Origin of the sequence: Streptomyces sp. NPDC050546 (assembly GCF_044457425.1) — a bacterium.
Classification (GTDB): Bacteria; Actinomycetota; Actinomycetes; order Streptomycetales; family Streptomycetaceae; genus Streptomyces.
The window spans coordinates 18,762-38,189 of sequence record NZ_JBITGX010000025.1 but is presented as its reverse complement, the minus strand read 5'-3'; the positions used below and the strand labels follow the sequence as shown (position 1 = coordinate 38,189).

Genomic DNA, 19,428 nt, shown 5'->3' with positions numbered 1-19,428 from the left:
CCACGTCCCGGATCAGCACGTCGTCGCCGGGGCCCTGCGCTGTACGGCTCCGGTGGGTGCTGGAGCCGCTGCCCCGGTGACCGCCGGATCTGCTTCCCTGCGGGCCGGAGGCTCTGGTGTCCGGGTGGTCTCCGGAACCGCAGTTCCGGAGACCACCGAGTCCGCTGCCCGGACGGCCTCCGGAACTGCGGCTCCGGTAACCGCCGAATTTGCAGCCCCTATGACCGCCGAGGCGTGTGCCTGTGCGGCCGTGCATGCCGCCATGGACACGCCCAGCAGCTCGCCGCCGCCGCGTGCCAGGGAACAGGCCGCGGCGTGGGCCGCGTACACACCCGTGACGGGGTCGCCTAGCGCGTCGCCGAGGAACACCGGGTCGCCGTGCCGGTCGAGCCCCGTCAGGCCGCCGGAGACCGCCGCGTCGTCGCCGAAGGCGATCCGGTCGACGTCACGGCCGTACCCGGTGATGCTCACCCACACCCGGCCCGGGCGCGCGGCGAGGAACTCCTCCGCGCGCACCCCGAGCCGCCTGAGCGCGCGCGGCCGGGAGGCCTCGATGACGAGGTCGGCCTCCGCGACCACCTCGGCGAGCGCGCCGGAGTCGAAGTCGAGCACCAGGCTCTCGTGCCCTTGGTGCAGGCGGCGGTAGAAGTCCGGAGAGCCGAAGCGGGCCCCGTCCGGCCGGGAGACGCTCTCCACCTTCACGACGCGGGCCCCGGCCCGCCCCAGCAGTCGTGCGCACAAGGGCCCCGCCCAGAGCGCGGACAGGTCGACGACGCGCAGGCCGGCGAGGTCGCGCGGGCGGGCCGGCCCGTGCCGTTCGACGCGTACCGGAGGCCGTTCGCCGCGCTGTGAACCGAGTTCCGCTGCGGCCATGCCCAACATCTGTGCGGATACCGCCAGTTCGGCCGCGCCGACCCCGCGCGCGGCGGTCCGCAGGTCGGCCCGGGGTGCGCCGAGGAGGGCGAGAAGGGCCGGGAGGGCAGCATGGTCGTCGGGGCGGGCCAGGTTGACCGTGGCCCAGCCGTCAGAGGTGGCCAGGAGATGACAGGAGCCACCCGCCGAGACCCTGCCGGGGAGGCGGGACCCGGCCAGTACGGCTCGCTCGAAGAGGGTCGGGCCGACGTCGACCGGGACGCCGGTCAGAGCCGTGAAGTCGTCCGCGACAGCGGTCAGGGGCCCGAGTCTGCCCTCCACCGTGGCCATCCAACGGGCGAGAGTGGCATTCCTTCTCATGCGAACACCCTTCTCGTACGAGGTGAGGCAAGATTACACTGCCGTCGCCATGGAGCCACCCTTCCAACTGATCGACCTCGACCGCGCGACCCCGCCTCCTCCGCCGGGGACGCCGGGTGTGCGCGTGGCCGTCGCAGCCCGCCCCGGGGAGGCGGGCGGGGAGTTCGACGTCCTGCTGACCGCGTCGCCCGACCCGCCCCGGCCGTGGGTCGGATGCGCCGACCCCTACGCCACCGCGCTGCGGCTTCGGGACATCGTCGCGGCCCGGCCCGACGCCTGCCTCGCTCTCGTGCAGGTGCTGCGCGTGGGTCCGGCACTGGCGCCGGCCGACCGGCTGGTCGTGGAGTCCCTGGCCTACTCCACCCTTCAGGCCGGCGCGGACTTCCGGGCGTGGCTCGCCGCGAAGCGCCCGCACGCCGCCCGCCCGGCCGCCGAGCCCGTCCGGCTCGACCGGCACGGGGACCGTCTGACCATCACCCTGAACCGTCCCTCGGTGCGCAACGCCTTCGACGCCGCCACCCGGGACGCCCTGTGCGAGGCTCTGGAGGTAGCCGTGGCGGACCCGACGGTCACCCGCGTCGATCTCCGCGGCGACGGCCCCGCCTTCTGCAGCGGCGGCGACCTCGCCGAGTTCGGCACCTCGCGTGACCCTGCGCGGGCCCATCGGGTGCGGGTACACCGCAGCCCGGCCGCGCTGCTCCAACGGTGCGCGGCCAAGGTGACCGCCCGGCTGCACGGCGCCTGCGTCGGCGCGGGCATCGAACTGGCCGCGTTCGCGGGCCGCGTGGTCGCGGCACCGGACACGGTGGTCCGACTGCCCGAGATCGGCATGGGGCTCATCCCGGGGGCGGGCGGCACGGCGAGCCTGCCGGCGCGGATCGGCAGGGAGCGCACCGCCTATCTGGCGTTGACCGGTGACGCGATGAGCTTGCCGGAGGTCCGGCACTGGGGCCTTGTCGACGAAGCCGGAACCGCCGTCCGCGACTGGTAATCCGCAGATCTGAGAATTAGATTCTCCCATACGAGAATCCCCCTCACGTACCTCCGCACCAGAAGGAGACAGGCCAGTGGCGCACGATGAGCCGTCCGAGGACATCGACACGATCGACTTCTTCCGGGACGACACCACGGTGGCGGATCCGTACCCCTACTTCGACGCCCTGCGCGCCCGCTGCCCCGTCACCCGGGAACCCCACCACGGCGTGATGATGGTGACCGGGTACGACGAGGCGGTCCAGGTGGCCCAGGACTCGCAGACCTTCTCGTCATGCCTGTCGGTGACGGGCCCCTTCCCGGGTTTCCCGGTCCCGCTGGAAGGCGACGACGTCAGCGAGCTCATCCAGCGGCACCGCGACGAACTGCCGATGAGCGACCAGCTGCCGACCCTCGATCCGCCCGTGCACACCGCTCATCGCGGGCTGCTGATGCGGCTGATCACGCCGAAGCGGCTCAAGGAGAACGAGGCGGCCGTGCGGGAGATCGCCGACCGCATGCTGGACACCTTCCTGACGCGCCCGGAAGGCGAGTTCATCAGCGAGTTCGCCGGTCCCTTCACCCTGCTCGTCATCGCGGACCTGCTCGGTGTGCCCGAGGAGGACCGGGAGCAGTTCCTCGACGTACTCCAGCGCCGCCCGCGGGCGGGAGGCGGCATCGGCAGCACGGACGAGGACACGCTCGCCCACTCACCGCTGGAATTCCTCTACGGGCGGTTCTCGGACTACATCAAGGACCGGCGCCGGGAACCGCGCGAGGACGTCCTGACCGGCCTCGCCACCGCCACGTTCCCCGACGGTTCCCTGCCCGAGGTCGCCGACGCGGTCCGGGTCGCCGCCAACCTGTTCTCGGCCGGGCAGGAGACCACCGTCCACCTGCTCAGCTCCGCGTTCAAGGTGATCGCCGAACGCCCCGACATCCAGGCGATGTTGCGCTCGGAACCGGACCGCATCCCGAACTTCGTCGAGGAGTCGCTGCGCATGGAGAGCCCCGTGAAGGGGGACTTCCGGCTCTCCAAGGTCCCAGCCACGGTCGGAGGCGTCGACATCCCGGCGGGCACCACGCTGATGGTGGTCAACGGAGCGGCCAACCGCGACCCCCGCCACTTCGAGGCCCCCTCGACGTTCGACCCCGCCCGTCCGAACGCCCGCCACCACATCTCCTTCGGCCGTGGCGTCCACACCTGCCCCGGCGCACCGCTCGCGCGGGCCGAGGCACGGGTCGGCATCGAGCGCCTGCTGGCACGCACCCGCGACATCCGGATCTCCGAGCGCGTGCACGGACGGGCGGGCGCGCGCCGCTACCAGTACCTGCCGACGTACATCCTGCGCGGGCTGACCCACCTCAACCTGGAGTTCACGCCCACCGAGGAGACCACCCGATGAGGATCACCATCGACGAGGACCGCTGCCGCGGGCACGGCGTCTGCTGCACCGTCAGCCCCGAGGTGTTCGACATCGGCGACGACGGTTACGCCGTGACCGAACAGCCCGATGTGCCACGGGAGTTCCAGCAGGCGGCGCGCACCGCCGCGATGAGCTGCCCGGAGCGCGCCATCTCCTGTCACTGACGGGGCTCAGGCCCGCCGCGGCGGCATCTCGAACCCGGCGACCAGCACGGCGTTCGTCTCCGCCGCGGCCTGCCGCAGCGGCTTGGCCTTCGCGTACTCGGCCGACTCGTACCATTCCCGCGCCGCCTCGACGGACTCAAACTCGAGGACGACCGTCCGGTCGCCGTGCCACCGGCCCTCCAGCACCTCGGGCCCCGTGTCGACGGCCAGCACCGAGGCATCGGCCTCGATCATCGACGGGGTGGCAGCCCGGCTGTAGGCGTCCATACCGGCCTGGTCCCGGATGGCCTCGGTCAGGATCACGTACCCCTTGGGCATGACGCGCCTCCATTACACGATGAATCACGACTGATGGGCGGTATACGACTTATGCGGTATATGCGTTATAGCACGGGCCGGACCAACTCGACTCCCGCGCAACCGAGTTGCAGATCCACACCCCTCGTCCCCGGCGGCCCGGCGGTCGTCCGGTGAGCACCCCCGAGCTGTCGTGCGGTCTGCCACCCGGCCCCGACTTCGCGGACCTGGCCGTCCTCGCCGAGGAATCGGGCTACGCCCGGGTGTGGATCTACGACTCCGCGCCCCTGTGGGAGGACCCCTTCGTCCATCTGGCCCTGGCGGCTCGCCGGACGACCCGCATCGGTCTGGCCACGTCGGTGCTCGTGCCGGACCAGCGCTCCGTGATGACCATGGCGTCCGGGATCTCCACCCTGGCCCGGCTGGCCCCCGGCCGCTTCCGGGCCTGCTTCGGCACCGGCTTCACGGCCCGGCTGGCCCTGGGACAACCCCCGATGCGGCTCGACGACTTCGCCGCCTACGTCCGCGCCGTGCGCGGGCTCCTGGCGGGTGACACCGTCCTGCTGGACGGCGAGCCCGCGCGCATGCTGCACGCCCCCGGGCTGACGGCGGACCGCCCGGTGGACGTGCCGGTGTGGCTCAGCGTCTTCGGCCCCCGGGGTACCGCGCTGGCCGACGGCCTGGCCGACGGGATCATCGGGCGGCCCCACCCCGCGCTCCCCACGGCGACCATCGTGTCCGGCACGGTCCTCGACGACGGTGAGGACGCCGGCTGCGCACGGGTGCGGGAGGCCGTCGGGCCCTGGCGGGTCGTCGAATGGCACGACGCCTACGCGCGGGGCGGGGCCGAGGCGGTGGACGCCAAGCCCGGAGGCCGTGCCTGGCGGGAGGCCCTGGAGAAGGCCGCCGAGGCCGGAGAACGCCGTCTGCTCACCTTCGAGGGTCATGTGACCCATCTGACGGACCGCGGTCGTCTGTTGCTGGAGCACATCGACACCACGACCATGGTCGGCGACGCAGCCCGCCTCGCCCGCAAGCTCGCGCGGCTCGGCGAGATCGGCTTCCAGGAGATCATCTACACTCCGACGGGCCCCGACGTCCGCCGGGAGCTGCGTGCCTTCGCCGGGACCAGGTGACAGCGCCGTAGCCGCCCCGGCGCGCGGTGGCCGGGGCGATCCCGCCCCGGCCGCCGGTCGGACCGGTGCCGCCGGCACCCGCCGTACCGGGGCGACATGGGGTGGGATCAGGCCGTGATACTCAACCCGGTAGCCGCTCCCTCGGCCTGCTCGGTAGCCTGGTGAGCGCGATTGGTCCAGCCGCATGACCAATGCCTGAGCGTCTGCCGAGCCCGAGAGACCGGAGGGCCAGCACTGTGGTTCAACCAGATGAGGCGTTCCAGGCTGTCGGACGGCCGAAGTTGTACGCCTCGGTCGTGGAGCAGATCCTGGCCAGTATTCGGTCCGGCCTCTTCCCTCCGGGCAGCGCGCTGCCCGCGGAGCGGACACTGGCGAGCCGGTTGCAGGTCAGCCGTGGCTCCCTCCGGGAGGCGCTGCGCGTGCTGGAGCACGCCGGGGTTCTGGACATCCGGACCGGCAGCGGCACCTATGTCGCCACGGAGGGCGGTTCGAGCGCCACGTTCCTGCGCGCCCAGGCCGCGGCCCTCGGCGAACACAGCCCTCTCGACGTGATCGTCGCGCGGACGGCGATCGAGCCTGTCTGCGCGGAGCAGGCCGCGCTGTCGCACCACGACACCGATCTCGCCACTCTGGAGGAGGCCTTCGAGGAGCAGGCCCGCGCGACCCGCGCGGACGAGGACGTCTCGGAGTCCGACCTCGCCTTCCACCTGGCCGTCGCCGCCGCGTCCCGCAACAGTGTGCTGCTGGCGCTGGAGAGGACGCTCATCGACCTGATGCACGAGCAGACGTGGAGCGAGCTGAAGTACCGCTCCCGAAGCCGTGAACACGCCGCGGTGGAGTACCTGGAACACCACCGGCTGGTGTTGGAGGCCATCAGACAGCGCGACGCGCGACGCGCACAGCAGTTGATGGCGATGCACATGAGCGCCGTCGAGACGGCGCTGGTCGAGGAGCTGGAACACCGTGCGGACAGCGGCTTGATCCTAGGACCGGAGGGCGAACGGGGCGCGGGATCGGCGTCCTCCGGGTAAGCACGCCGACGGGAGGCCCCGGGACGTCCCGCCCCGTCCTCCTGGGAATGCGGTGCCGCCCCGCGGACGTCACCACGGGGCGGCACGCCGGTGTGCGTCAGACGCGTTCCAGGAGAACCAGGTAGATCGCGTTGGGCTCGAGATCGACGGTGGCGGTGTGGGTCCGGCCGGGCCTGACGATCTTCTTGTCGACCAGTTGGAGACCCGCCTTGGCGGGGTCGGAGAAGTAGTTGCTGGTGTTCTGGTCGATGCGGTACACGAGCTGACGGACCGGCCGGTGCCTGAGCTCGGACGGCATCCGGGACATGTCGATCGTGGCCCGGTAGTCGCGGTCGCCCACGTGCTGCCAGTTCCAGACCATCAGCGAGGCGCCGGTCCGGTCCTTCGACGCCATCGCGTAGACGCCGTTGTCACCTTCGAGCGCGTTGCCCGAGACGGCGGCGGACACCCGGGTGTCCTTCATCCTGGACTGCATGAGCAGCATGTTGCCGTAGGGCGTGAAGGTGTCCTTGACGGGCCCGTTCGGGGTGCGGGTCACCAGTTGGTCCTTGCGCTCCTCGACCCGGTGCCGGACGCACCAGTTGAACATGTAGGTGTCCGCCTGGTTCGCGAAGTAGTAGGCGTAGGTGGCCATGCCGGCCGCCTGTTTGACGTAGTCCTTCTTGGGGTCGGTGTCGTCGTAGGCCGGACCGGGGTAGATGCCCGTCTCGGTGACGTAGCTCGGGATGCGCTGGTGGATACGGCGCTCCCTCAGCCAGCCGCGCAGGGTCTTCCGCTGTGCGGCCACCACCCTCAGGTCCGTGTTGTACATCGTCGGTGTCTGGTAGTTGTCGTCCCAGGCCAGGTAGGCGTGGTAGGAGAGGAAGTCCAGACGCTTGTGCGGGTTCCGGTCGGCCGCGTAGTCGTCGAGGAAGGGCTTCAGCCACTTGGGGTCCATCCACATCAGCGCCGGCCCGCCGAGTTCGAGCCGGTCCGCGCGTTTGATGCCCTTGTTGACCTTGTTGACCGCCTGGTAGTACGGCTCGTAGAAGCGGTACAGGTCACCGGGGCGCAGTGTCGTCCTGTCCGGCGGGATTCCCTGCTTGCGCTGCTGGCCGTAGAACTGCCAGTCCGGCTCGTTGAAGGCCTCCACATACTTGACGCGGGGGTACTTCGCCTTGATGCTGCGCATGATCAGTTCGAGCATCGGCTCGAGGTCTTCGAACGGGCGCTTGCCCTCGACGAAGTCCGTCGGGTTGAGGTTGATGAGCACCGAGTCGGAGACGGTGCCGGCCTCGGCGAGGTAGGCGTCCAGCTTGGACAGGTCGCACCGCTTGGTCTTCAGGTCGCACAGGTTGAACACGTCCAGGTTGTCAGCCGCGTTCGGGCTGCTGAGCCATATGCGGTAGATGTCGCCGTGCAGACCCTGCTTGTTCAGGAACCTCGCGTCGCCGGCGCGCTGGTCGGGCCAGGCGGTCACGTTGCCGAAGTTGTTCAGCCGTTCGGGGCGCGGGAGTTGACCCTCGCGGGAGCCGAAGTCGACCGAGACCTCGGCCGGGGAGGGCGACGGTTCGGCCGCCTGGGCCGCGACGGACTGCACCGAGGTCACGGCCAGCAGTGAGGCGACCGCTCCGGCCAGCAGCCCGCGCCGGGTGGGAATTCTCGTGCTCATGCGCATGGGGAGAACCTCGCTTCCAAGAGGCGATGACGGCCGCTTGTCGCGGTTTCTGTGGGGGGAGGGTTCAGCATAGGGATCCTCACACTGACTGAGAACCCTCGTACCAATTTTGGAGAAGGTTATTCTTCTCAGCCGGGAAAATGACAGGCGCTCGGGTGCACTCCGGTTCCCAGCTCGGGCCTGTCGGTGGCGCAGATGTCACGCGCCTTGGGGCACCGCGAACGGTAGGGGCAGCCCTCCGCGGTCCCGAGGGGGCCCTGGAGCTCGCCCGCGACGGCGCCGGACAGGACGTCCTCGCCGGGATCCAGGGTCGCGGCACGGCCCGGGGAGGCGCTCAGCAGTGCCTGCGTGTAGGGGTGTGCCGGGTGTCCGTACAACTCCTCGGTGGTCCCGGTCTCCACCACACGCCCCATGTACATCACGGCCACCCGGTCGGCGACGAGCCGCACCAGGTTCAGGTCGTGCGAGATGAAGATGTAGGCGAGCCCGAGTTCCGCGCGCAGCTCCATCAGGACGCGGATGACCTGCGCCTGGATCGACACGTCGAGGGCCGACACCGGCTCGTCCAGCACCAGCAGCTCCGGCCGCAGAGCGAGCGCGCGTGCGATGGCGACCCGCTGCCGTTCACCGCCGGAGAGCCGGCTGGGGTAGAGGGACGCGTACGCCTCGGGCAGTCCCACCTGACGCAGCAACTCGGCGACGCGGGCCTGCTGTTGCGCTGTGGGCACGAGGTCCTTGTGCACCCGCCAGGCCTCGCGCACGACGTCGCCGACGGTGCGCCGCGGATGGAGGGAGGCGTAGGGGTCCTGGAAGACCATCTGGATGTCGCGGCGCTCCGCACGCATCTCCCGGCCGGAGAGCGCCAGCAGGTCGCGGCCCTTGTAGTACACCGATCCGCCGGTCGGCTCGACGAGCCGCATCAGCGCCCGGGCCAGGGTGGACTTGCCCGAGCCCGACTCGCCGACCACGGCGAGGCACTCCCCCGCGCGGACCTCGAAGGTGACGCCGTCCACCGCGCGCAGCACCTTCCGGTTCCGCGGGGACCCCGTGACGAAGTGCCGTCGCAGGTTCTCGACGCGCAGCAGGGGCGGGGCGGACCCGTCCGCCGCCCCCGTGGGGCGCGTGTCCGGCTCAGTGCGCGGCATCGAGGACCTCCTCGGCGTGGTGGCAGCGGCTTTGCCGGTCCGCGCCGAGGGCGCGCAGGTCCGGTTCGTCGGTGGCGCACCGGTCGGTGGCGATCGGGCACCGCGGGTGGAAGGCGCAGCCCGGCACGGTGTCGGCCTTGTCCGGCGGACTGCCGGCCACCGGGCGCAGGTCGCTCCAGCTGCGGGCGGTGTCGGGTTGCGAGGCGAGCAGCGCCCGGGTGTACGGGTGCGCCGGGCGCCGGTAGATGTCGTCGACGCGGCCTCGCTCGACGACCCTGCCCGCGTACATCACGGCCACCTCGGAGGCCACCAGCCGCGCGACGGCGAGGTCGTGCGTCACGAAGATCAGCGCCATGCCGGTCTCCTGCCGCAACTGCCGGATGAGCCTCAGGATCCCGGCCTGGACGGTGACGTCGAGTGCCGTGGTGGGTTCGTCCGCGATGAGCAGCCGGGGACGGAGGGCGATGGCGAGCGCGATGCACATGCGCTGCCGCATGCCGCCGGAGAACTGGTGGGGGTAGTCCTTCAGGCGTTCCGCGGCGGCCGGGATGCCGACCTGCCGCATCAGCGACACCGCTCGTTCCCGGGCGGCGCGCCGGTTCATTCCCTGGCGTACCCGCAGCAGTTCGGTGACCTGCGAGCCCACGGAGTAGACGGGGTTGAGGCTGTCGAGGGAGTCCTGGAACACCATCGAGACGCCAGGGCCGCGCACGGCGTTCAGCCGGTCCTCGTCCCATCCGACGATGTTCTCGCCCTCGAACTCGATGGCGCCGCGCACCCGGCCGGGCGGGTCGATCAGGCCGAGCAGGGCCTTGCCGGTGACGCTCTTGCCGGAGCCGCTCTCCCCGAGGATCGCCAGGCTCTGGCCGGCCTGGAGGGTGAAGCTGACGCCCCGGACCGCCGCGACCCTGCCGCGGTCGGTCGCGAAGTCGACGGCGAGGTCGCGCACGGCGAGCAGTGGTACGGATCCGGAGGCCGTCGGGTCCACCGTGCCCTCGTCGTCCGGGGCCGGTCGCGACCGGTTCTTCAGCGGATTCACCGGGACTCCTCCTCGCGCAGGGACGTGCGGGAGACGAAGAGAGCGCTCTGTCCGGGATCGTCGACCGCCCGCAGCCAGTTCGACAGGATGTTGGCGGCCAGGGCGATGATCACGACCAGCAGGCCGGGGAAGAACGTGACGAACCAGGCCTCGCTCAGGTACTCGCGCCCGGAGGCGACCATGATGCCGAGGTCGACGTCGGGGCGCTGGAGGCCGACACCCAGGAAGCTGAGCCCGGCGGCCTGGAGGATCACGTTCGCCACTTCGAGCATCGCGACCGTCATGACGGTCGGTGCGACCATCGGCCGGATGTCACGCAGCATGATCCGCCATGGTCTGCTGCCGAGAGCCTTCGACGCCTCGACGAAGACGCGCTCGCGGATCTCCAGCGCCTGCGCCCTGGCGACCCTCATGTAGATCGGGAGGCGGGTGAGCGCCAGCACGACGATCAGGTTCGTGATGCTCGGGGAGAGCACATAGAGGATCACCAGGGCGAGCAGCAGCGAGGGCAGGGTGTGGATGATGTCGCTCAGGCGCATGATCAGCGCGTCGACCCAGCCGCCGGTGTAGCCGCTGATCAGCCCGATCGCCGAGCCGACGATCGCGGACAGGGCGACCGAGATCGCCGCGATGAACAGTGAGGTCTTCGTGGCGACGAACAGCTGGTACAGCATCGGCCGTCCCAGGGTGTCCCCGCCGAGCACGAAGGCGAATCCGTCCGACAGGTGGAACGGGGGTGAGAGCCGCTGGGTGAGGTCCTGGCGCTGCGCGGTGTCCGAGACGAACGCCGGCGCGATGAGCGACACCAGCACGATGGTGACGAGGACGATCGCCGCGGTCAGCGGCAGCGGCGAGCGCAGCAGCAGTCGTATGCGGGACCGTCGTCCGGAGGCGAGCCTGCCGGGGTCGACGGGCGGCGCGGTGGTCGCGCCGGCCACCAGCTCTTGGGCCATGTTCATCCACCCCTGTTCCTACGACACTCGGACTCGGGGGTCGGCCACCGCGTAGGTGAGGTCGACCAGGACGTTGAGCAGGACGATTCCCAGCCCGATCACGAAGACTCCGGCCTGGATGACGGCGAAGTCCCGGTTGAGGACCGCGTCCACCATCACGGTGCCGATGCCGGGCCAGGCGAAGACGGTGCCGACGATGACGGCGCCGTTGACGAGGCCGGCCGCGCGGTCGCCGGCGACGCTGATGATGGGCAGGGCGGCGTTGCGCAGCGCGTGCCGGTAGACCAGGCGGCGGTGGGCGAGGCCACGGGCCCGCGCGCTCTGGACGTAGCCGGAGCCGAGGGCCTCGATCATCGCGCCGCGGACGACCTGGGTGAGGACTCCGACGGGCGTCAGCATCAGCGTCGCGACGGGCAGGATCCACGAGGACAGATCGGACTGCCCGGACGTGGGCACGACACCGAGGTGGACGGCGAGGAACAGCACGCCGACCAGGGCGAACCAGAAGTCCGGGATGCTGGCGCAGGCCAGCGAGCCGAACGTGATGAGCTTGTCGACCGGCCCGAAACGCCGTGCGGCGGCCAGGCAGCCGAGCAGGGCCGCCACCGCGATGGACAGGGACATCGCGACGACCGCGAGCAGCAGCGTCTGGGGGAACACGGAGGTGACGGCGGTGAGGGCCGGTCGTTGCTGCCAGATCGACTGGCCGAAGTCGAGCTGGGCCACGTCGCCGACGAAGCGGACGAACTGCTGCCAGAGCGGATCGTTGAAGCCGTGGGTCCTGTTGAAGTTGTCGACCATCTCCTGGCTGGCGCCCTGCGGCAGGTACAGATGGGCCGGACTGCCGGTGAGCCGGCCCAGGAAGAACACCACCACGACGACGCCGACCAGTGCGATGACGCTCGACACCAGACGTCGCGACAGGAAGGTCAGCACGGGTTGCCTTTCTTCTCCGCGTGGGTGAGGACCGGGGCACGCTCAGCGTCCGAGCTTGACCTGGGAGGCCTGGAGCTCGATGCCGGTCAGGCCGTTCGGCTTGTACTCCACGCCCCGGTTGAGCAGGAGGAGGCTGAACTGCTCGGCGACCGGCACGATCGCCCCGTTGCGCTCGTACGCCCAGCGCGCGGCCTGCTGGTAGAGCGAGGCCCGCTCGGCGCCCTCCGCGACATCGGCCTGTCGCAGCAGCGAATCCAGATGGGACTCGCGGATCGTCGACACGGTGCCGCTGCTGGAGAGGTACTTGGGGAAGGAGAAGCTCGCGTCGGCGAAGGCGTTGTCGTGCGAGACCGCCGTGATCGACACCGGCTGGCCGCTGCGGTTCGTGGCGTGGATCTTGTCGCGGTAGGCGTTCTCGTCCAGCTCGGTCAGCTTGATGTCGAGGCCGACGTCCTTCAGGTTCTGGATGATGGCCTGGAGCACGTCGCCGGAACCCGGGAACAGGGTGTTGCGGCTGATCAGCTCTATCCGCCGCCCGGTGTCGACGCCGGCGCCCTCAGCCTGGCCGATCAGCGCCTTGGCCTTGGCCGGGTCGTGACCCGGGCCCTTGTAGCCGGGGATGTAGCCATTGACCGTGGGCGCGACCATCTGGTCCGTCGGTTTGCCTGTCTTGCCCATCAGCGCCTTCACGATGTTCTTCTTGTCTATGGCGTACCCGATGGCCTGACGGACCTTCAGGTCGTTGAGCGGCGGCTTGTCGGTGTCCAGGCGCAGGAAGAAGACCCGGGACTGGGTGTAGGAGCGGGTGCGGTCGTTCTCGGTGGCGTCCTGGAGGGCGATCGGCACCGCGATGTCCGCCTCTCCCGTCTTGCCGGTGGCGGCCCGGACGGAGGCCTCGCTGCGGAACACGTACCGGACCTCGCGTGCCTGCGCTTTGGTGCCCCAGTAGCGGTCGAACCGCTTGAACCGCATGTCCGTGCCCGGTGTGCGGCGCACGAACGTGTACGGGCCGGTGCCGACCGGGTGTGCGGTCTTGGCCGTCATGGACGTCTTGGGCGACACCATGTCGATCCAGCCGATGCGCAGGGGCAGGATGGGGTCGGGGCCCTTGGTGACCACCTTCAGGGTGGTCGCGTCCACGGCGGTGGCCGTGAAGGGCTCAGGGATGTTGCCCAGGTTGAGGCAGCCCAGGTCGGGCTGCATGGTGCGCTTGATGTTGAACGCCGCCGCCTTCGCGTCGAAGGCCGTGCCGTCCTGGAACTTCACGCCGGGGCGCAGCTTGAACGTCCAGGTGGTGGGGTCGTCCTGCCGCCAGGACAGGGCGAGCAGCGGGACGACCTTTCCGGTGGCGGCGTCGACGTCGGTGAGCGACTCGGTGACGTTCCGGCGGAGTGTGCCGACGCCGTCGGCGGCCTGGCTGTCGCACGGGTCGAGCGAGGTCGGATCGGTGGGGATGGCGATGGTGAGGGTCTGCGCGTTCCCGCCAGGCCGGCCTGCCTGGGCGTCACCGCCGGGAGAGCATGCGGCGGCCAGCAGAACCGACACGATTCCTCCGGCCGCGACGGCTAGGTGCCGTCGAGTTCTGGTGAGCATCCTCATTCACTCCTCGTTCTAGAGCGATGACGCAGAAGCGGTCTTGCCGGACGGTCTTCCGACCGTGCCGGAGATCGAAGTCGAGGGGCGCCGGCACGGGAGATCGGGGGTCACCGTGCCGCGTACGGCGCCTGACGGCAGGAAATTGGTCCGACCGCATGGTCAATATCCGCAGCGTATGAGAAGCACATTTCCGCGTCAAGAGAAGTGTCATGCCGCTGCTTGCATCGGAATTTCTGGGTGAGCAGGGCCAGCCAAGAGGCCGTCGCATCTGTTGACAACGCGAACGAAGCGCACTTACGGTCCCCTCAATTGGACGGGTGGTCGTACCAGTTGGCCGAACCACCCGTTGACCCCGGTGCGCCGGACAGCCGCCCGGGCCATTCCGACTCCCCTTCCCCCACAGCCGCTCGGACGGCTGCCCCGGCACGCCGGACGGTGACACGGGCGGGAGGCACACCCGCCCCCTTCCCCGTGGGTCAAGCCGCCGGTCAGAAAGGTCGTGAAGCGAACATGGAGACGGTCGGTGTCATCGGACTCGGTGTCATGGGTGCTCCCATGGCGGCGAATCTGGTCAAGGCCGGGTACGACGTCATCGGGTACTGCCGCTCCCCCGGCCCGGTGGAGCGGCTGGCGGCGGCCGGCGGGCGGGCGGCCACCAGCGTCGCGGACGTGACCGCGCGGGCCGACGCTGTTCTCACCGTGCTGCCGGACTCCCCCGACGTGGAGGAGGTCGTGCTCGGCGCGGACGGCGTCCTGCGGCACGCGCGCGACGGGCTCCTCCTGATCGACTTCAGCACGGTCCGGCCCGAGACCTCCGCGGCCGTGGCCGAGGCAGCGCGCAAAGCCGGGGTCCGTCCCCTCGACGCGCCGGTCAGCGGCGGCGAACGCGGGGCGATCGACGGCACGTTGTCGATCATGGCCGGGGGGCGGGAGGAGGACTTCGCCGCGGCCCGGCCCCTGTTCGAGGCCGTGGGCCGGACGGTGGTCCACGTGGGCGGTGACGGCGCGGGGCAGACCGTCAAGGCGGCGAACCAGATGATCGTCGGCGGGGTCATCGCCCTTGTCTCGGAGGCGCTGGTCCTGCTGGAGGCGAGTGGTGTGCCCGCGGATTCGGCCCTCACCGTGCTCAAGGGAGGCCTGGCCGGCAACCAGGTCATGAACGTCAAGGGCGAGAGCATGCTGGCCCGCTCCTTCGAACCGGGGTTCCGCATCGACCTGCACCACAAGGACCTCGGCATCGCCCTGTCCGTGGCGCGCTCAAAGGGGGTCGCCACGCCGCTGACCGGCGTCGTCGCACAACTGCTGACCGCCGCCCGCGCACGAGGGCTCGGTTCCCTGGACCACAGCGCGCTCCTGCTTCTCGTGGAAGAACTCGCCGGCCGCGCGCCGGTGCGTGAGGGACACGCGTAGGCACCGCAGACCGGCGAGCCGGGAGAGGAGACCGATTCATGGCGCGGGAACGGGAGATCAGGAGGGTGCTGGCGACGGTGCCCTACAGCGAGGCCGAACTCGACCGGCTGCGGGCAGCGTTCGGGCCCGCGCGGTTCGACGTGGTGCCCCCGGGGGACGACGCGGCGATCGCGCGGGCCCTCGAACACGTCGACGTCGCCGTCATCAAGGGCGACCTGGACCGCCGCTATGTGACGGCGCCGAATCTGCGGTGGGTCCACTGCGACCACGCCGGACTGACGCGTTCGGCGATGCCGGAGGTGTTCGAGAAGGGACTGATGGTCACCGGGTCGGCCGGGCGCTCGGCCGCGGCACTCGCCCAGCACGTCTTCTTCTTCGCGCTGTCGCTCACCTTCGACGCCTACGGCCTGCACGACCAGCACCGCGGGCACGTCTGGCGCGGGCTGGAGAACTACGAGGAACGGCTGGGCCTGTCGGGCCGGACGATGGGGATCATCGGCCTCGGCCACACCGGCGCCGAGGTCGCGAAGCTCGCCCGGGCGTTCGGCATGCGGGTCCTGGCCTACCGGCGGCGGGACGCGCCGGTCCCCGACACCGTGGACCGGCAGTACTGCGCGGACCTCGGTGACACGGTGGAACCACTGCTGCGGGACAGCGACGTGGTGGTGCTCGCGGCGCACCTCAGCGACGAGACGTACCACCTCATCGGCGGGCCCGAGCTGAAGCTGATGAAGCCGACCGCCTACCTGATCAACATCGCCCGCGGGGCGGTCGTCGACGAACCGGCACTGGTGGCCGCGCTGGAAGCCGGAGTCATCGCGGGCGCGGCGTCGGACGTGTTCGAGACCGAACCGCTGCCGCCCGACGCGCCGGTCTGGGACGCGCCCCGCATGGTCATCACGCCCCACATGACGCCGCGGCTGCCCGACCGGACGCAGCGCTCCATCGACATCATCACCGAGAACGCCCGCCGCTACCGCGCGGGAGAACCCATGCTCAACGCGCTCGAACCCCACCACGTGTTCAGTCGCGGCTGAGGCGGCGGACCGCGAAGGGCCGAACGCGACGCCGGCACCGACCGATTGGGAATGAGAGTCATGACCCACTGGTGGCAGGAACGTCCGATGCGTCTCGTGCAGACCAACCTGCGCGAGACGGACGTAACGATCGATCCGGAACGCTTCGTCGAGTCACTGCTGGAGTTCTCGGCGAACGTGGTGCTGTTCAACGCCGGCGGCATCGTCGCCAACTACCCCACCGAGCTGCCCTTCCAGTACCGCAACCCCCTGCTGCGGGGCGACTTCCTCGGCGAGGTGCTGTCGCGGGCCCACGCGGCCGGCATCCGGCTCATCGCGCGGTTCGACTTCAGCAAGGTCAACGAGGTCATCGCGGCGGACCGGCCGGACTGGCACTACAAGAGCCTCGCGGGCGAGTCGGTCACCTACAACGGGCAGATCCACACCTGCCTCAACAGCCGGTACCAGCAGGAGCACTCGCTGGAGATCATGGCCGAGGTGGCGTCGCGGTACCCCATCGACGGGGTCTTCATCAACATGCACGGCTACCAGGTGCGCGATTACAGCGGCACCTGTCACGGCATCTGCCAGTGCGCCAACTGCGCCCGGCGCTTCGAGGCGGGCCCGTTGCCCCGCTCCGAGGACGATCCGCTGTACTCCGCCTACGAGGAGTTCAAGACCCGCACCGTCTCCGAGCTGTTCGAGCGCCGGGCCACCACGGTGAAGGCCATCCGGCCGTCCATCGCGACCTGCAACTACACCCCGGCGGGCACGGACATCTACCGGCTGGAGTCCGGGACGCACATGGTGGACGGGCAGCCCGACTTCACCTACTCGGCCAGCCAGCAGGTCCGCCTCGTCAACGACAGCTGGCCGGGCATGGCGGTGAGCAACGCCGCGGTCCACTTCGTGGACTTCCCGATGCGCAACGCCGCGGTGTCCGAGCATCTGACGGCTCTCAGGCTGGCCCAGGACACGGTGCACGGGGGCTGGCTGGACTTCTACGTGCTGGGCACCCTGGACGGGCAGGACGACCGACGCTGTTACGACCAGGTCCGTGACCTGTACGCGTTCCACGCCGCGCACGAGCGGCACTACACGGGCACCACGTCGCTCGCTGACGTGTGCCTGATCCGGCCGACGCCGAAGGACCCCGGCCCCGAGTTCCTCGGGCTGTACCGGATGCTCGCCGAGCACCACGTGCAGTTCGACGTGCTCCGCGAGGACGTGGCGGACCGGGAGCGGCTGAGCCGCTACGCGGCCGTCGTCGTGCCCGACCCCCGCTTCACCGTCGACACCGACCGCCCCGTCCTCACCACCGGAACCACCGGCGGGGAGCATGTGCGGGGCGCGTACTTCGCGATCCGGCCCGACGACAAGAAGACGCTCTCCGGTCTGGACGACCTGGACCTGGTGTACCTCTACGGCACGTTCGAACCCTACGAGGGCGAAGGCGAGGGCTTCCTCGCCTACATCCCGCCCCACATGTTCGGCCCCCCGGAGAAGTGCTACTACACGGAGGTCTCCGACACCCCCGGGCTGGTGCGGACACCCTCCGGCGGCGTGGTCATCCCCTGGGACATCGGGACCCACTACCAGAGTTACGCGCACGACGGCCACGCCCGCCTGGTGATGGCGGCCCTGCGCGACCTGCTCGGCCTGAAGCCGCGGCTCACCACCGACGCACCCACCGTCGTCGAGGTCGTGGCACGCGACAATCCCGGTGCCGACGCCCTCCTGGTCAGCTTCGTCAACCTGACCGGCCAGCTGGGCACGGCCTTCCACGCGCCCGTCCCGGTCCGGGACATCGGCGTGAGTCTCGCCACCGACCGCACACCACTGCGCGCCCACGCGTTGCGGGCCGGCGTCGACATACCGCTGTCCCCGCACGACGGCACGATCTCGCTGACCCTGCCCGAACTGTCTCTCTTCGAGACCGTCGTCATCGAGTACCGGTAACAGCCGTGGACGCCTCAGTGACAGGCGACTTCGTCGCCGTCCTCGGCGAGGAGAACGTCCTCACCGAGCCCACCGAGCTACGGACCTACGAGTGCGACGGGCTGACGGGCTATCGGGTGGTTCCCGCGCTGGTGGCGCTGCCGGGTTCGGCCGCCGAGGTGGCGGCCGTCATCGGGGTGTGCGCCCGCCACGGCATCCCCTTCGTGGCGCGGGGCGCCGGCACAGGCCTGTCGGGCGGCGCCCTGCCGGTCGCCGACGGTGTGGTCGTCTCCGTGCAGCGTCTGCGCCGGGTGATCGAGGTCGACCCGGTGAACCGGCGGGCCGTCGTCGAACCCGGTGTCACCAACCGCGAGATCAGCCGGGCCGCGGCGCCCTACGGGCTGTACTACGCGCCGGATCCCTCCAGCCAGCAGGTGTGCACGATCGGCGGCAACGTGGCGGAGAACTCCGGCGGCGCCCACTGCCTCAAGTACGGCTTCACCGTCCACCACGTCCTCGCCGCCGACGTCGTGCTCGCGGACGGCTCGGTCACCACACTGGGCGGGGACTCCCCGCAGCAGCCCGGCTACGACCTGCTCGGCGCGTTCATCGGCTCCGAGGGCACCCTGGGCGTGGTCACGAAGGTGGTGGTCCGGCTGCTGCCGAAGCCGGCCACCGTCTCCACGGTGGTGGCCGACTTCGCCACCGTGGCCGCGGCCGGCGACACCGTCACCGCCGTCATCGGCGCCGGGATCGTCCCGGCCGCCATCGAGATGCTGGACAACCTCACCATCCAGGCGGTCGAGGCGGCCGTCTCCGCGGGGTACACCTCCGACGCCGCGGCGGCGCTCGTCGTCGAACTGGACGGCCCGGCCGACGAGGTCACCGAGCAGTTCGACCAGGTGCTCGAACTCTGCCGGCGGCACGGCAGCACCAAGCTGCGGGTGGCCGACGACCCGGCCGAGCGGGAACTGATCTGGCGGGGCCGCAAGGCGGCGTTCGCCGCGGCCGGACGGCTCAGCCCGGACTACATCGTCCAGGACGGCGTGGTCCCGCGCGGCCGGCTGGGCGAGGTGCTGGTGCGGATCGCCCGGATGGCCGAGGCGGCGGGCCTGCGGGTGGCGAACGTGTTCCACGCCGGGGACGGCAATCTGCACCCCCTGGTCCTGTACAGCGGGGCGGCCGGTGAGCTGGAGCGGGCCGAGCGGCTCTCCACGGCCATCGCCGAACTGTGTGTGGAACTCGGCGGTTCACTGTCCGGGGAGCACGGCATCGGCACCGACAAGGCATGCTCCATGCCCGCGATGTTCAGCGAGGACGACCTGGGCACGATGAAACGGCTGCGCGCCGCGTTCGACCCGGACGGGCTGTGCAATCCGGGGAAGATCTTTCCCACCCCACGGCTGTGCGGTGAGCGCCCGGGCCCCTACCGGCCGCATCCCCTGGAGGCCGCGGGGGTGATCGACCGGTGGTGACCC

General features: G+C 70.6%; 17 protein-coding genes. 9 read left to right on the top strand and 8 right to left on the bottom strand.

All coding sequences use genetic code 11. The features are described from left to right. Nucleotides 1–12 precede the first annotated feature (12 nt). Nucleotides 13–1,233: a CoA transferase gene (locus ACIBK5_RS40010; protein ID WP_399027822.1), complete on the bottom strand. Its 1,221-nt coding sequence runs from the start codon at nucleotides 1,231–1,233 to the stop codon at nucleotides 13–15. A gap of 49 nt (nucleotides 1,234–1,282) precedes the next feature. Here ACIBK5_RS40010 and ACIBK5_RS40005 point away from each other — a divergent pair, with 49 nt between their 5' ends. The 3 genes from ACIBK5_RS40005 (at nucleotide 1,283) to ACIBK5_RS39995 (ending at nucleotide 3,796) form a co-directional block, all read left to right on the top strand. Further along, complete coding sequence (locus tag ACIBK5_RS40005; RefSeq protein WP_399027820.1) at nucleotides 1,283–2,224, top strand: enoyl-CoA hydratase/isomerase family protein; 942 nt, start codon at nucleotides 1,283–1,285, stop codon at nucleotides 2,222–2,224. Between the two features lie 76 nt (nucleotides 2,225–2,300). Beyond that, the gene (locus ACIBK5_RS40000; protein WP_399027819.1) at nucleotides 2,301–3,611 is read left to right on the top strand and encodes a cytochrome P450; all 1,311 of its coding nucleotides are present in this window, start codon (nucleotides 2,301–2,303) and stop codon (nucleotides 3,609–3,611) included. Then, nucleotides 3,608–3,796, top strand: a complete 189-nt coding sequence (locus ACIBK5_RS39995) for a ferredoxin (protein ID WP_399027816.1) — start codon at nucleotides 3,608–3,610, stop codon at nucleotides 3,794–3,796. The genes ACIBK5_RS40000 and ACIBK5_RS39995 overlap by 4 nt, the downstream gene beginning before the upstream one ends. 6 nt (nucleotides 3,797–3,802) lie before the next feature. On the opposite strand, the gene ACIBK5_RS39990 is transcribed toward ACIBK5_RS39995, so the two are convergent. Beyond that, entirely contained in the window at nucleotides 3,803–4,114 is a 312-nt protein-coding gene (locus ACIBK5_RS39990; RefSeq protein WP_399027814.1) for a DUF1330 domain-containing protein, read from the bottom strand. Between the two features lie 152 nt (nucleotides 4,115–4,266). Between ACIBK5_RS39990 and ACIBK5_RS39985 the strand changes: the two genes are divergently transcribed. Beyond that, complete coding sequence (locus tag ACIBK5_RS39985) at nucleotides 4,267–5,229, top strand: LLM class flavin-dependent oxidoreductase (RefSeq protein WP_399027813.1); 963 nt, start codon at nucleotides 4,267–4,269, stop codon at nucleotides 5,227–5,229. Nucleotides 5,230–5,420: 191 nt separating this feature from the next. After that, nucleotides 5,421–6,260, top strand: coding sequence for a FadR/GntR family transcriptional regulator (locus ACIBK5_RS39980; protein WP_399027811.1), 840 nt, complete (start codon nucleotides 5,421–5,423; stop codon nucleotides 6,258–6,260). Nucleotides 6,261–6,357: 97 nt separating this feature from the next. Here ACIBK5_RS39980 and ACIBK5_RS39975 read toward each other — a convergent pair whose 3' ends face one another. The 6 genes from ACIBK5_RS39975 to ACIBK5_RS39950 form a co-directional block, all read right to left on the bottom strand. Continuing rightward, nucleotides 6,358–7,911, bottom strand: a complete 1,554-nt coding sequence (locus ACIBK5_RS39975) for a hypothetical protein (RefSeq protein ID WP_399027809.1) — start codon at nucleotides 7,909–7,911, stop codon at nucleotides 6,358–6,360. Between the two features lie 134 nt (nucleotides 7,912–8,045). Continuing rightward, on the bottom strand, nucleotides 8,046–9,062 hold the full coding sequence (locus ACIBK5_RS39970; protein ID WP_399027807.1) for an ABC transporter ATP-binding protein: 1,017 nt from the start codon (nucleotides 9,060–9,062) through the stop codon (nucleotides 8,046–8,048). Then, nucleotides 9,049–10,050, bottom strand: coding sequence for an ABC transporter ATP-binding protein (locus ACIBK5_RS39965; RefSeq protein ID WP_399027962.1), 1,002 nt, complete (start codon nucleotides 10,048–10,050; stop codon nucleotides 9,049–9,051). Before ACIBK5_RS39965 ends, ACIBK5_RS39970 begins: the two co-directional genes overlap by 14 nt. Before the next feature lie 47 nt (nucleotides 10,051–10,097). Beyond that, nucleotides 10,098–11,060, bottom strand: coding sequence for an ABC transporter permease (locus ACIBK5_RS39960; RefSeq protein ID WP_399027805.1), 963 nt, complete (start codon nucleotides 11,058–11,060; stop codon nucleotides 10,098–10,100). A 12-nt stretch (nucleotides 11,061–11,072) separates the two neighbouring features. Then, nucleotides 11,073–11,990 (bottom strand): ABC transporter permease, encoded by a 918-nt coding sequence (locus ACIBK5_RS39955; protein ID WP_399027803.1) that lies wholly within the window; start codon nucleotides 11,988–11,990, stop codon nucleotides 11,073–11,075. Nucleotides 11,991–12,032: 42 nt separating this feature from the next. Continuing rightward, nucleotides 12,033–13,583, bottom strand: a complete 1,551-nt coding sequence (locus tag ACIBK5_RS39950; RefSeq protein WP_399027801.1) for an ABC transporter substrate-binding protein — start codon at nucleotides 13,581–13,583, stop codon at nucleotides 12,033–12,035. Between the two features lie 474 nt (nucleotides 13,584–14,057). On the opposite strand from ACIBK5_RS39950, the gene ACIBK5_RS39945 reads away from it, so the two are divergent. From ACIBK5_RS39945 to ACIBK5_RS39930, 4 genes are all read left to right on the top strand, one after another. Beyond that, nucleotides 14,058–14,996, top strand: a complete 939-nt coding sequence (locus tag ACIBK5_RS39945) for a 2-hydroxy-3-oxopropionate reductase (protein WP_399027799.1) — start codon at nucleotides 14,058–14,060, stop codon at nucleotides 14,994–14,996. A gap of 38 nt (nucleotides 14,997–15,034) precedes the next feature. Further along, the gene (locus ACIBK5_RS39940; RefSeq protein WP_399027797.1) at nucleotides 15,035–16,033 is read left to right on the top strand and encodes a D-2-hydroxyacid dehydrogenase; all 999 of its coding nucleotides are present in this window, start codon (nucleotides 15,035–15,037) and stop codon (nucleotides 16,031–16,033) included. An 87-nt stretch (nucleotides 16,034–16,120) separates the two neighbouring features. Beyond that, on the top strand, nucleotides 16,121–17,971 hold the full coding sequence (locus ACIBK5_RS39935) for a hypothetical protein (RefSeq protein ID WP_399027795.1): 1,851 nt from the start codon (nucleotides 16,121–16,123) through the stop codon (nucleotides 17,969–17,971). Between the two features lie 17 nt (nucleotides 17,972–17,988). Continuing rightward, nucleotides 17,989–19,425, top strand: coding sequence for an FAD-linked oxidase C-terminal domain-containing protein (locus ACIBK5_RS39930; RefSeq protein WP_399027793.1), 1,437 nt, complete (start codon nucleotides 17,989–17,991; stop codon nucleotides 19,423–19,425). Nucleotides 19,426–19,428 lie beyond the last annotated feature (3 nt).